The sequence below is a fragment of the Cryobacterium sp. TMT1-3 genome, from assembly GCF_004402315.1.
GTDB lineage: Bacteria > Actinomycetota > Actinomycetes > Actinomycetales > Microbacteriaceae > Cryobacterium > Cryobacterium luteum.
Genome location: NZ_SOFW01000040.1, coordinates 129,155 through 141,438, shown reverse-complemented (window position 1 = coordinate 141,438; position 12,284 = coordinate 129,155). Strand labels below are relative to the sequence as shown.

Here is a 12,284-nt window from a genome sequence, read left to right as displayed (position 1 = left end):
GAGGAGCGCACCAGCATGGAACCGACACCTCCGTTTCTGCAGAACGCCTACGTCGCCCGGTATGCTCCGGGGCTCGCCGCAAGGTACCGGCGAGCTAACACCGTCGCCGGCGTGGTATTCACGCTCTTTCTGCTGGGCGGCCTGGTCGCCAGCGCCCTCACGGCCCGTTCGTGGTTCGCGTGCGTCTTCGTCATTCTCGTCTTCGGGATTGGCGCAGCGACCAGCCTGTTCACCGCGCGTCAGGCCGAGAACAAGTGGAATGCCGACAATCGTCTTGCGCTCTCCGTCTCCGATGTCGGTCTCGGCCTGCCGCGACTGGCAACGATCACGTGGGCTGAGGTTCGGTACGTGCGAATCTACGACCACTCGCTGACGCCGCGGGGGATGTCGCCGTACACCTCAACCGTGACGCACCTGTTCGGCACGGACTCGACGATGTTCGTCGACGTCTTCGTCACAGACTCCGACGCGGTGCTGGCGCGGGTCGGCAACCCGCCGAAGGTGTTGCGCGCTCTCGACGCCGACAAAAAGGTGACCGGATTCAAAGGCGTCTGGGGTCAGGGAATGGTCGGCCCCGTTTTTCAAGACGCGGTTCAGGCTCTTGTGACCGCTGCGGAGCGTCACGGTGTTGCCGTGACCTACGACGTGACGAACACCTCGGCCTGGTACATGCCCAGAAGCAACCAGCCGAAGGCGAACTGATGACCGACGTGCTGCAGGACCGGTGCACCCCTCTGGCCGAACCCGTCGTCGCGCTCATGCAGCGTGTGATCGAGAGTCAGGGCAATGCGAAAGTGCTGCCCCCGGTCGTTTCGCTGATCGGTCCGGTGCCCCTGGCGCGGCCGAGGGATCGACCGGCATCGACAACACTGACTACGTGACGTGGGCCCAGGGCGCCCCGCGTACGCTCGACGCGATGGAACAGACCGCCCGATCGGGCGACACCGCAGGGGTATGGCGCGCCTTCACCGACCAGGAATCCGGCCTGAACCGCCTCGGCTTCGCCTGCGCCGGCATCGCCGGCTGGTAGCGCGTTCTAGCAGGCCTGCACGACCGGGGCCGGCGTTGAAACCTCGACGGCTGTGCCCCACGCCGAAAAGCGCACGTCGGCGACCCCGAGCGCGTCGCCCACAGTGAGACGGCTGGGCAGCGGATGCCCTTCCGCCGCGATCACGAGACTGCTCGCCGACCCCTCGCCCGAGTCGATCACAACACTGATGCGCGCCGGTTCGCCGGTGACCGGTCCGCTCGACAAGCCGGCACCGCCGGCGAGCGACTCGAGGAGCAGCGCCGGGTCGAGCACGGTGCGCCACTCGTCGAGAACCGCGTCGCCCAGGGCGTGGCAGGTGTAGCCGCCGGGGGTGAGGCCGAGCGCGGCCGAGGTGGCGGCATCCGCTTGCAGAAAGGCCTGGCCGTCGAGCACGACGGAACGAGGGGGGTGCGGATTACGATGGTGGCCACCTGTTTGGGAACAGTTACGGTGGTGGTGGCGAGTACGCCAACATGGCCGCAATGCTTACCTCGCTTCACCGGGGCGGCGGCGAGAGATTCTTCAATTAGGCGAACAGCTGGCGCACGATGCCGACCGCGGACCCAGATACCAGGATGATGGTCGATGTTCGACCGCACGACCCAGACGGAGGCAAAGTGCCCGAAGCGTTCACAGTCAACTACGCAATGGACGGTGGAGACACCTTCAAGGAAGTTTTCGAAAATGTCTGAACCGTCTGGGTTGTTCGCGGAGCAGGAAGCCTTCAATACGGTGGGCAGCATCTTGTTTGGGTTGCTGGTCGATGGTGACGAACGTATCGAGTATCGCTCGAGTATGACTGTGGCTGGTGTAGCAAGCAAGGTGATGGCGTTCAACCCGGCCGGGAGACTCGAAGCGCCAGCGGGACGGTACAACACGCCCGATACCCCTTACGAACTGGACCGCGCTTTCAAGGTTTTACGACAGGCGTGCTACCGCCCCGGTGCAGGTACGTGGTTCAGCGTTTTGGTCGTCGTTCAGGCGTCAGGTGCGGCAAGCGTGGAGTACAACTACGACCGGGAGGTCGACTTCAGTCTTGGCGGCATAGATCCGATCAGTTACGTGACCGACCAGGAGAAGTTTCCTCGCAATGTGGACAAGCAGCCTGAATGGTTGAAGTTGCGGTTGGCTGAGGGGCGTGCCCGGCTCGCTGCTCGGGACAAGTAGAGAATGAAGAGTTGGGAAGAGCAGGGCTGCGCCCTGTGCCGCCGTCAGTGGGAGACGGCCGAACGGCCGGACTTCGTCGCTGAAAACGTTCCTATGCACGTGGAGCTCTACCGATGTAGTGTGTGCAGGACTTGGTGGACTATGGATGAGCGGCTCGCCTTCGAGGCAACCGATCAAGAAGTCGTTACGTATTTTGGAGGCGATGTTCTCAATGACAAGTGAGTCTGGACCGCCGACCGCGACAATGTCGCCGGTGGCCGTGATGCAGTGAAGCCGGATATGTTTTCGGAGCCGTTCAGTGCGTGGGTTATCCGGGCGCGGTACGCCATCGAGGTCAGCGACGAGGGCCCAGTCGCTCTTATCGCCGACGTTGGCGGTGAGATTCGCTATTACGTTCATTTCGGGGGTCTGGCTGGGTTTTCGCTCACGCGAGCTGAGCGAAGCGAACCGGAGGGCTTCATAATGAGTTCGTCCGACCTGATCGACATCGAACGGTACCTTGCGGTCAAACTTGCTGATGATGTGCGTGAGCGGGAGGGTCTGACCCGACTGCAGATCCCCGGACGCATAGGCGAGTATGCCGCGCGGGCGAGTGCGCACGAAGACGATGGCAGGGTGACGATCGTGGTGGGAGAACGGCCTCCCGTCAGGTTCGTCCATAACGACCCGTACCGATTGCAGCCGGACGTGCAATTCTCACATTTTGCCGAGGCGAGTGTCGCTGAGATCATCGAGTCGGCGCTGAGTGTTTCGGGCGGTCCGCTGTTCTCGACGAACTAGTGCTGTGACTGACTGGCCTGTCAGAGGCTGATGTACCAGTGCGCGCAAGCAGGCGAGCCACCCGGGCTCAGTACCAGTTGTGGTCCTCGGACTGCGCCCAAGCGCCGCACGGGGTGCTGACGGTAGCCAGGTAGAAGAGCATGCCCGGTTGTTTCATGGAACTGACCCCTCACCCCGGTAGAACGGTGACTCTGGCCGCTGCACCCGGCGAACCCGGGTGCAGCTGAAACCCGCGAGCGAGCGGATCAGGTGCCACCGCGGAGGGCGGTGATCGGCTCGATGTTGGAGGCGCGCACGGCGGGATAGGCGCCGGCGGCGAGGCCCACGACGGTTCCGAGCAGGGCGGCACCGATGGCGACGAACGGATCGAGAATGGGCGTCCAGCCCTGCAGCAGCGACACGACGACGACCGCGAACACCCCGAGCGCCGAGCCGATCAGGCCGCCGAGCAGGCCGATCACGGCCGACTCCACGATGAACTGCCGGGCGATGTCGCGCTTGGTGGCGCCGAGGGCCCGCCGCAGGCCGATTTCGCCGACCCGTTCCATCACCGAGAGCAGGGTGACGTTGGCGATTCCCAGGCCACCGGCGAGCAGCGCGAGAATGCCGAGCGTGAGGAAGACGATGTTGATGTCGGCCTGGATGTTGTCTTGCAGCGACGAGGCAGCGGCGGGAGCCTGCACAGTGAAGTTTTCGGGCGAACTCGGATCGAGCGCGATCGGCGCCTGCCGGGACACGAGCGTGCCGGCACCAACCTGAATCTGCAGGTGAAGTTCGGCCGGGGCGGTCAGGCCGAACTCCGCCCGCGCGGTGTTCAGCGGCACGATGACGGCGTCGAGCAGGTTGGCGCGGCGTTCCACGCCGTCGATGATGCCGATGACCGTGTACGACACCTCGCCGATGAAGATGGACGGCTGACTGTCGACCCGGTTGATGCCGAGGGTTTCGGCGGCCCTTGAGCCGAGCACCGCGACCCGGTCGCCGCGCTCGTCGTGACCGGCATCGAAGAAGCGCCCGGTGACGATGTTGCCGCGCACTGCGGCAAGCAGGCCCGGCGAAGTTGCGATGACGGCGGGGCTCAGGGTTTGCGCCGCCGACGGATCGTTGACGGGAACGGAAGTCACGGGCTGGCCGGCGACGTCGACATCGGCCACGAGACCCGCGCGTTCCACCCCGGCGAGACGGTCGACCCGTTCCGGGGCATCCCAGGGCAGCCGGCCGGTGGCCTGCTCCGCGCCGCTCGAGTTGCGGGTCGAGGCGGGTTCGATCATGACCTGGGTCGCCGACACGGCGTCGAACTGGTTGGAGATCTGCCCGGCGGCGGTCTGCGCGAACCCGATGGTGACCACGAGCGAGGCGATGCCGAGCACGGTGCCGAGGGTCGTCATGACGAGTCGGCTGGGCCGGGCGCCGACGCCGTAGCTGGCCTCGACCAAAAGGTCTTGCACCGAGAACCGGTCGGCCCGGCGAATGACCGGCACGATGCTCGCCGTCAGTTCAGCGGATGCCGCAGGCTCGGTACCGGGGACGGCGGCGGCGCGCGGACGGCGGCGCAGCATCCGCTTGAGGGAGAAGCTCATGACAGCTCGCTCAGGCGGCCGTTGGTGATGCGCACGCGGCGGTCGGCCCGGTCGCTGACCGCCTGGTCGTGGGTGATGACGATGAGGGTGAGGCCGTCGGCGTGCAGTTCTTCGAAGAGGTCCATGACCTCGCCGCCGGTGGTCTCGTCGAGGTTTCCGGTGGGTTCGTCGGCGAGTAGCAGCTCGGGCGAGGCGACGACGGCGCGGGCCACAGCCACGCGCTGGCGTTCACCGCCGGAGAGGGTGCCGGGCAGAAAGTCCAGCCGGTGGTTGAGTTTCACGCGGTCGAGGGCGGCGCGGGCGCGGTCCTCACGTTCGGCGCGCGGCACGCCGCTGTACAGGGTGGCGAGCAGCACGTTGTCCAGCACGGTGCGGTGCGGCAGCAGGTGGAAGGCCTGAAAGACGAAGCCGATGCTGCCGCCGCGCACGATGGCGCGCTGCTTCTCATCGAGCAGGCTCGTGTCCCGGCCGTCGAGGTGGTACTCGCCGACGCTCGGCCGGTCGAGCAGGCCGAGCAGGTTGAGCATGGTCGACTTGCCCGATCCGCTGGGGCCGACGATCGACAGGTAGTCGCCGCGTTCCACCCGCAGGTTGACCGATTTGAGCGCCTGCACCTCGGGCGGACCGGGAAACGACCGCGTCACGTTGACCAGTTCGACGACCGGGGCCGCGGTCACCGGCCCACCACGACGAGGTCGCCGACGCCGAGCGAACCGTCGACCGCGGTGATTTCGACGAAGCCTTCGGCGGCGAGGCCGGTGGTCACCTCGACCAGCACGGTCTCGGCTCCGTCTCCGGGGTCGAATTCGACTCGGGATTCACCGCCGGCCCCGGCGGTGAGCGCGGCGAGCGGAACGGCGAGCACCTCTCCCTCGGTGGAGCTGACGGGGATGCGCACGCGCACGTTGCTGCCCTGCACGGCCTGGATCTGTTCGTCGGTGAGGGCGTCGGGCGCGAACAAAACGGTGAAGCGGCCGCTGGCTGTCTCGCCGCTGGCCGGTTCGGCCGGAACAATCGAGCTGATCGTGGCGGGCTGGTCTCCGTCGGGCATGGCGAGCACGGCGGGGGCGCCGACTTCGAGCAGGGCGGCATCGCTCGCGGTCGCCGAGCCGGAGATCACCAGGGTGGCGCCGGAGACCCGCATGACCGGTCCGGAGATGCTGGATCCGCGCTTCACGCTGATTTCGTCGACCCGGCGGGGCAGGCCGGGCAGGTAGAGCACCTCACCGGCGGGGAGGTAGGCGAGCGCGCCGTCGCGGGCGTCGCGGAGGGTCTCGCTGGCGCGCGTCAGCTCGGCCTTGGCGGCGGTGACGGCCGCCTTTTCGGCGCTCGAGTCGCGGGGGGCCAGGGCCTGGGCCTGGCGGGCCACGGCCAGGGTGACGGCGTCCTCGGCATCCGCTATCGCGGTGGGGGTTCCTTCGGTTCGCGCCAGGGCGAGCGCGCGCTCGGCGCTGCGCACCAGGTTGCCCTGCTCGACGACGTCAACGTTCGACGCGGCGCCCTGCACGACGGTGAGTGCGCCGTTGGCGCTGTCAACGGATGCCTGCGCGCCCGTGACCCCGGCTTCGGCGCCGCTCACGGCATCGGCGACGTCGCCGCCGCCGGTGGGAGCGGGGTAGCCGACCTTGGCGTAGAGGGCGGTGACCGCGCTCGCCGTTTGCGCGTCGAATACGTCGGAGTCGAGCGAACCGGCGTCGATGCCCGCAGCGTTTAGGCCCTGCTTGAACTGCAACACGTCGGGGCCGGAAACGCCGACCCGCAGGGTGCGGTAGACCGGCAGGTCGCCGGGCAGTACGATCACCGGGCGGCCGGTGACCTCGAGTGCGATCGAGGCGGTGTCGAAGATGGCGGCGACTTCGGGCACCTGCCCGGTGACGATGGGTGCGCCGGCGAGTTCGCCGGTTTCGATCGACACCTCAACCGAGTCGGCGTAGCTGGCGTCGCCGCGCATGGTGACGTCGTTGGCGAGGGTGCGGTTTTCTATGGGAACGGTGATGAGGCCGGCGGCGGGAGCGTCGGCATCCGCTGCGGCCTGCCCGGGCGAGACGATCAACTGACCGAGCCCGAGGCCGGCCACGAGCGCCACGATGGCGACCGTGGCCATCACCCAGATCACCCGGTTGCCCGCGAACAGGCGGCGCCAGCCCTGGCTGCGCGAGTGGGCAACCGGAATGATGGTCTCGTCAGCGCCGACGAGGTCGAGCACCTCCGTGGCGTCAGGCTCGCGCTGTCGTCGCCCGAATCGCGACACCTACTTGCCTTGCTCGGAGTCTGCGATGAGCGCGTCGAGTTCGGCCTTGTGATCGATGATGAACTGCTCTTCGAGCTCGAACTGCACCTTCGTGGAGGCCTCGGTGTAGTCGAGATCTTCGGAGCAGGTGAAGTCAGCCATGGCCACGGCGAGTTCCTTCTCGCGCAGGTCGGCGAGGGCCTGCTCGTCGGGACCGGTCTCTGCCGAGTTCTCATAGATTGCGTTTTGGTCGTTGGAGATCGACTCCTGAGCATCGGCCTTCTTGAGGAAGGTTGCGTACCCGGCGTCGGCCATGCAGGTTGCCCACTCGGCGTCGAGGGCGACGATGGCGGGGGAAGACTGGGCTGCTTCGTACATGGCGCTCATTGCGTCGTACAGCGCCGCGTGCTCGTCCTGTGACGGCTGGTCGCCGTTGATCTCATGACTGGCGAAACCCTGGCAGCCCGAGGTCTCCCAGTTGTATTCGTACGAGCCGTCTTCGCTCATTTCCTCTTCGGTAGGCTGAACGCCGGAGAGCACTTCGTAATACGCGGCCTGCTCGGTTTCGGACAGGCTCATCACGTAGTCCTGGTTCGGGTCGACGTACGATTCGCTTTGCTCCTGCTGCTCGGCGATCTGCTCGGGAGACTGGCTCATGCCGTAGCCATTCTCGGCCACCCACTTCTCGGTGCCGTATTCTTCGCCGTCATCACTCATCATTCCGCTGTACTGGGAGTTGTCGACCGGAACATAATCGAAGCCCTCGTCGGCCATGCAGGTGGCGATGAGCTCTTCCTGCTCGTTTTGCTGCGCGATCATGGAGTCTTCGTCGTAGTCGCCGTACATCGATGACATGTACTTCGACAGCGGGCTCTCGGCCGGGTCGAGCTTGGCGGCCGCCGTGTCGCCACCGCACCCTGCGAGCGTCAGCGACAGAAGGGCCGCGGTGGCGACGGCGGTGACACGTGAGCGATAGCGCATGAAGTTTCCCCTTTGAACTTTGTGTGGGTGCGCCAGTGACTGATCGCCGCCCCCGATCTCCCCATAAGGTAGCGCATTGCGCGGACGAATGGGGGGGTGAACGCCACGTTGCAGCGCTACAAAGACCATACTGGTCGGTCTGTTTGCGGTGCAAGTTCCCCCGGAACTAAAGGACTGCTGCCGGGTCGTCGCCCCGTGCCGCGGCGATCGCGATGAGTCGGCGCAGCACGTCGAGGTCGATGTCGTCGAGCTTTCTCACGTAGACGCACCCCATGCCCTCGGTGTATTTGCCGAGCTGCGGTAGCAGAGCGGCGCCCTCAGCTGTGTCCTTGAGGCCGTAGATCGACAGTTGGGCCTTGCGCGGCGAGAACCCGGTCTTCATCCAGTCGCCGTTGGAGAGTGGATTCACCGGTGAGACGTACCGGTATGTTCCGTAGCCCACGATTGACGGTCCCCACAAGACGGGATCGGCACCCGTCACCTCGCGAAAGATCGCGTCGAGGGCCTTGCCGTCGTCACGGCGGCGGGCGGGTGTCGCAGCGTTCAGAAAATCTTCGACGGAGGCATCGGTGGGTTGGGTCTTGTTCTCGGCCATAGCTCAGTATCGCGCGCGCATGCCGGTGCAGGCCAGACCTCACGGCGCAAAGTTCAGGCGTGCGTGCGCAGGTAGGCGAGCTGCGCTATAACGGATGCTTCGGCGGCGAACCGCACCGCGGCATCCGTTTGCGCGTAGACGAGATCGGTGACCCGAGCCACGGTCGCTGCGGAACCGAGCGTGGCGAGGGCAACGCGCACCTGGTCGAGCCGTTCGTGGCGGTGAGCAAGGTAGGCGGTGCAGCTGGCCGCGAGGTCGGGCAGTACCGGGCCGTGCGCGGGCAGCACCGTGGCCGGTCCGAGCGCGCGCAGGGCTTCAAGGGAGGCGAGATAGTCGGTGAGGGAACCGTCGATGATCGTCGTTCCCCGGCCGAGAATGGTGTCGCCGGTGAGCACCGATCCGGCCTCTCCGTCGCCCGGCAGGTGCAGGCAGGCCGAGTCGTCGGTGTGTCCGGGGGTGGCGATCACCCGGATGCTGGTGCCGGCAACCGTAAGCAGCTCACCGTCGACGAGTGGGTCACCGTTGACGCAGAAGGCCGGGTCGAAGGCCCGCACCGGGGCGCCGGTGAGCTCAGCGAATCGCACGCTGCCCGCCGTGTGGTCGGCGTGCCGGTGGGTGATCAGTACGAGCTCCACCCGGCCGACGGCGGCGAGGGCGGCGAGGTGACCCTTGTGCAGCGGCCCTGGGTCGACGACGACCAACGCTGGTGCGTCCGAGGCGCCGATGAGATAGCTGTTGGTGCCGTCGAGTGTCATCGGCCCGGCGTTCGGCGCGAGCAGGCTGCGGGTGAGCGCACTCGTGCGCGTGATGTCGGCGGGCATGGTTGGCAGCTTACCGCCGCGATCGGTGGCGCTTCCGGCTGGAAGCGCCACCTGGCGCGTGCTACGGGTGCACGATGATCTTGACCGCGGTCTCGTTGTGGTTGATCAGCGTGTCAAAGCCCTGAGTGATCAGGTCATCGAGCGCGATGCGTCCGGTGATGAACGGGGCCAGCTTGACCCGGCCCTCCTGCACGAGCTTGATCGTGGCCGGGTGATCGCGCACGTAGGCGATCGTTCCGCGCAGGTCGATCTCCTTGAGCACGAGCTTCTGCATGTCGATGCTGGCCGGCTTGCCCCAGATCGACACGTTGACGATGACGCCGGCGGGCCGCACAGCGTCGAACAGCTGGTTCAGCACGACGTTCACGCTGGTGCACTCGAAGCACACGTCGGCGCCGTTGCCGTCGGTGAGTTCGTGCACCCGGGCGACGACGTCTTCCTTGCTGGGATCGAGCACGTAATCAGCGACCCCGGTGACCCGCGCCTTCTCCTTGCGGGCCTCGCTGAGTTCGGACATGATCACGGTCAGGCCTTCGGCCTTGAGCACGGCGGCGACGAGCAGGCCGATCGGGCCGGCCCCGCCGATGAGGGCGACATCGCCCGCTTTCGCTCCGCTGCGCACGAAGGCGTGGTGGGCGACGGAGAGCGGTTCGATCAGCGCGGCTTCGTCGAGGGGGATGTCGCCGATGGCGTGCACCCAGCGGCGGTCGACGACGACCTTCTCGCTGAGTCCGCCGCCTCCGCCGGCCAGGCCGATGAAGCCCATCTTGATGCAGAGGTGATAGTTGCCGGCCAGGCAGGGCGCGCACTCGTTGCAGACGAAATAGGGTTCGACCACGACATTGTCGCCGACCGCGAGGTCGGTCACGCCCTCGCCGAGTGCGCTGATGGTGCCCGAGAATTCGTGGCCGAGCGTGACCGGTTCTTCTTCGTGGGAGAGCGGGTGCGGGTGGCCCTCGGCCGGAATGAAGATCGGTCCTTCGAGGTATTCATGCAAATCTGTTCCGCAGATGCCACACCAGGCGACGTCGATGGCGACGGCTCCCGGTCGAAGCTCGGGGGCGGGAATGTCCTCGATGCGAATGTCCGCCGGGCCGTGAAAACGAGCTGCCTTCATGATGCGTCACTACTCCTTGCACCGAAGCAGCGTCGGTACCCTCGTGGCACCTGCGGTACGCCCCGGGGTGCTTTCAGCCTACGCCGGGATGCGGTCGTTGTGGGTTCAGAGCCCGGCGATAGGGTGGGAATCCCCGCACTACCGAACCTTGAGGACCAGCGATGACGCTAGACACCGAGACCGTGCCAGCACCGATCGGAGTCGCGGCGACCGTGGTTTTGCTGCGGGACAGCCCGGAGGGCCCCGAGGTGCTGCTGCTTGAGCGGCCGCGCCACCGTGGGTCTTTCGCCGGCGCGTGGGTCTTTCCCGGCGGCGGCGTCGATGCCGACGATCGGTTGCCAACGGATTCCTCAGCGCCCGCCGGCCGCGCCCGTCCGCTCGCGGAGCTGCCCGGCAGCGCAGCAGACCGGGGCGTTGGTGCTGCCGGCGGGGCAGCTGCGGCACTGCGGGTCGAGGCCATCGAAGAGCTCGCCGCGCGCCGCGCCGCAGTGCGCGAAGTGCGCGAGGAGACTGCGCTGGAGGTCGCACCCGAGACCCTCGTGGCCGCAGCGCTGTGGGTTCCTCCGCTGAACGTGCCGAAGCGGCTGCGCACCTGGTTCTACGTCACGGCGGCGCCGCCGGGCACCATCGTGCTCGCCGAAGATGAGGTCATCGACTGTGTCTGGCTCCGCCCGCAGGAGGCGCTGGCGCGGCATGCATCCGCTTCAATGACCCTGGTGGCACCGACCTGGGTGACACTCCACGGGCTGCAGGGGCACGAATCGGTGGCCCAAATCGTGGCTGGCGCACAGCAGCGCGGACTCGCGCACTACGAGACCCGGCTCGGAGCGAGCGAACAGGGGCCGGCGCTGTTCTGGGCGGGAGATGTCGCCTACGCCGATGACGCGCTCGCCGAGCAGGCCGGGGGGCGGCACCGCCTCGAGATCGGCGGGCTGCCATGGGTCTATTCCGCTGACGGGCCGCCAGCGCGCTAGCCGGCCGCGGCGATGCTCGGCAGCAGTGACCGGGGCGTGCAGCCCTGGCCGTCGATGAAGTTGAGGCAGTCGTCGAAGATCACCGAGAACGGTTCGAGAGTCGAGTCTCCGAACCAGTTGTTGTAGAACAGCCAGAAATTGAGGTTGCCGTAGGTGGAGCAGGCGTCGCCCTCGTCGCCGGCGTTCTCGATGGCAACCGGGTTGGGCTGGTACGGCGTGTAGTTGTACAGGTTGGCGGTGGCCTGATTCTTGATGATCACGGCGGAGGCCCCGCACTGGGCGTTGGGGTTGAAACCCACGTCGACGCTGCCCATCTGGAACGCCCGGTCGGGCTCCTGGGTGTACTGCCGAAACTGCCAGGCCGCGTTGTAGACCTGGTTGAAGAAGCCGAAGTACTCGGCGTCGCAGTCCGCGGTGTCGGGGCAGCCGTAACCGGTGGCGCGCAGATAACCGGATGCCGTGGGCCGGGTCAGCAGCGACTGCTCCTTCTGCAGCAGCACCAGCAGCACTTCGGGGCTGATCGTGCAGGCCGCCGCGATCTTGGCGATGATGCGGGCGGCCGTTTCGTTCTCGGCACCGACGTAGGGCCGGCAGTGGCCGGCGCCCTGGGCCGGTTGGCTGGTCGTCGTCTCGCGGTACTCCCAGAGGCACGGCACGCCGCCGCTCGGGCGGCAGGAGCGCTGCTCGAGAAAATCCTGGATCTGCACCGTGGTGAGGGCATCCGGGTTGAAGAAGTTGTAGTCGCTGATGATGAGGCCGGGGTTGAACGTCTCCGGGTCTGCTGGTGCCGGGTCGGTGCGGGCTGGGTCGGTGGTTGTCTGGTCAGCCACGGCCCGCAGCTGTACCGCGGTGGCCGACGTCGTCGGCAGCGCAATGAGCGACGCCGCGAGCCCGGCGAGGGCCATCCCGGTCGCCAGCATGCGCAGTCGATGACGGGTCTGCGCGAAGGAGCTCATACCAAAACCCTAACCGGCTCGGTCGGGTCGCGGCACCCGTCAGGGAAGCGGGC

General features: G+C 66.9%; 15 protein-coding genes. 6 read left to right on the top strand and 9 right to left on the bottom strand.

Annotation, left to right across the window (positions count from 1 at the left end; genetic code table 11):
• Positions 1-15: 15 nt before the first annotated feature.
• Genes E3O25_RS15150 through E3O25_RS17040 form a run of 3 tightly spaced genes read left to right on the top strand, consistent with a single transcriptional unit; the run spans position 16 to position 1,030 of the window.
• The gene (locus tag E3O25_RS15150; protein ID WP_134361557.1) at positions 16-702 is read left to right on the top strand and encodes a hypothetical protein; all 687 of its coding nucleotides are present in this window, start codon (positions 16-18) and stop codon (positions 700-702) included.
• A complete protein-coding gene (locus E3O25_RS15145) occupies positions 702-881 on the top strand; it encodes a hypothetical protein (protein ID WP_092106243.1) in 180 nt (59 codons plus the stop codon). Before E3O25_RS15150 ends, E3O25_RS15145 begins: the two co-directional genes overlap by 1 nt.
• Complete coding sequence (locus tag E3O25_RS17040) at positions 878-1,030, top strand: hypothetical protein (protein WP_166806036.1); 153 nt, start codon at positions 878-880, stop codon at positions 1,028-1,030. The genes E3O25_RS15145 and E3O25_RS17040 overlap by 4 nt, the downstream gene beginning before the upstream one ends.
• A gap of 6 nt (positions 1,031-1,036) precedes the next feature.
• Here E3O25_RS17040 and E3O25_RS15140 read toward each other — a convergent pair whose 3' ends face one another.
• On the bottom strand, positions 1,037-1,423 hold the full coding sequence (locus tag E3O25_RS15140) for a hypothetical protein (protein ID WP_134361556.1): 387 nt from the start codon (positions 1,421-1,423) through the stop codon (positions 1,037-1,039).
• A gap of 291 nt (positions 1,424-1,714) precedes the next feature.
• Between E3O25_RS15140 and E3O25_RS15135 the strand changes: the two genes are divergently transcribed.
• Positions 1,715-2,197, top strand: coding sequence for a hypothetical protein (locus E3O25_RS15135; protein ID WP_134361555.1), 483 nt, complete (start codon positions 1,715-1,717; stop codon positions 2,195-2,197).
• Between the two features lie 279 nt (positions 2,198-2,476).
• Positions 2,477-2,977, top strand: a complete 501-nt coding sequence (locus E3O25_RS15130; protein ID WP_241988636.1) for an Imm61 family immunity protein — start codon at positions 2,477-2,479, stop codon at positions 2,975-2,977.
• Between the two features lie 245 nt (positions 2,978-3,222).
• On the opposite strand, the gene E3O25_RS15125 is transcribed toward E3O25_RS15130, so the two are convergent.
• The 7 genes from E3O25_RS15125 to E3O25_RS15095 all read right to left on the bottom strand — a co-directional run bounded on the left by E3O25_RS15125 (position 3,223) and on the right by E3O25_RS15095 (position 10,301).
• Entirely contained in the window at positions 3,223-4,557 is a 1,335-nt protein-coding gene (locus E3O25_RS15125; RefSeq protein ID WP_241983966.1) for an ABC transporter permease, read from the bottom strand.
• A complete protein-coding gene (locus tag E3O25_RS15120; RefSeq protein ID WP_134361553.1) occupies positions 4,554-5,234 on the bottom strand; it encodes an ABC transporter ATP-binding protein in 681 nt (226 codons plus the stop codon). Before E3O25_RS15120 ends, E3O25_RS15125 begins: the two co-directional genes overlap by 4 nt.
• On the bottom strand, positions 5,231-6,808 hold the full coding sequence (locus E3O25_RS15115; RefSeq protein WP_241988619.1) for a hypothetical protein: 1,578 nt from the start codon (positions 6,806-6,808) through the stop codon (positions 5,231-5,233). Before E3O25_RS15115 ends, E3O25_RS15120 begins: the two co-directional genes overlap by 4 nt.
• The gene (locus E3O25_RS15110) at positions 6,809-7,768 is read right to left on the bottom strand and encodes a hypothetical protein (protein ID WP_092106227.1); all 960 of its coding nucleotides are present in this window, start codon (positions 7,766-7,768) and stop codon (positions 6,809-6,811) included.
• A 166-nt stretch (positions 7,769-7,934) separates the two neighbouring features.
• A complete protein-coding gene (locus E3O25_RS15105) occupies positions 7,935-8,363 on the bottom strand; it encodes a DUF1801 domain-containing protein (protein WP_134361552.1) in 429 nt (142 codons plus the stop codon).
• A gap of 53 nt (positions 8,364-8,416) precedes the next feature.
• A complete protein-coding gene (locus E3O25_RS15100; protein ID WP_092106790.1) occupies positions 8,417-9,184 on the bottom strand; it encodes an MBL fold metallo-hydrolase in 768 nt (255 codons plus the stop codon).
• Between the two features lie 61 nt (positions 9,185-9,245).
• Positions 9,246-10,301, bottom strand: a complete 1,056-nt coding sequence (locus E3O25_RS15095; protein WP_092106223.1) for a 2,3-butanediol dehydrogenase — start codon at positions 10,299-10,301, stop codon at positions 9,246-9,248.
• A 161-nt stretch (positions 10,302-10,462) separates the two neighbouring features.
• Between E3O25_RS15095 and E3O25_RS15090 the strand changes: the two genes are divergently transcribed.
• Positions 10,463-11,275 (top strand): NUDIX hydrolase, encoded by an 813-nt coding sequence (locus tag E3O25_RS15090; protein WP_134361551.1) that lies wholly within the window; start codon positions 10,463-10,465, stop codon positions 11,273-11,275.
• Here the strand turns inward: E3O25_RS15090 and E3O25_RS15085 are convergent.
• Positions 11,272-12,231 carry a hypothetical protein gene (locus tag E3O25_RS15085; RefSeq protein ID WP_092106221.1) on the bottom strand — a complete coding sequence of 320 codons (960 nt, stop codon included), beginning with the start codon at positions 12,229-12,231 and terminating at the stop codon, positions 11,272-11,274. The genes E3O25_RS15090 and E3O25_RS15085 overlap by 4 nt on opposite strands.
• Positions 12,232-12,284 lie beyond the last annotated feature (53 nt).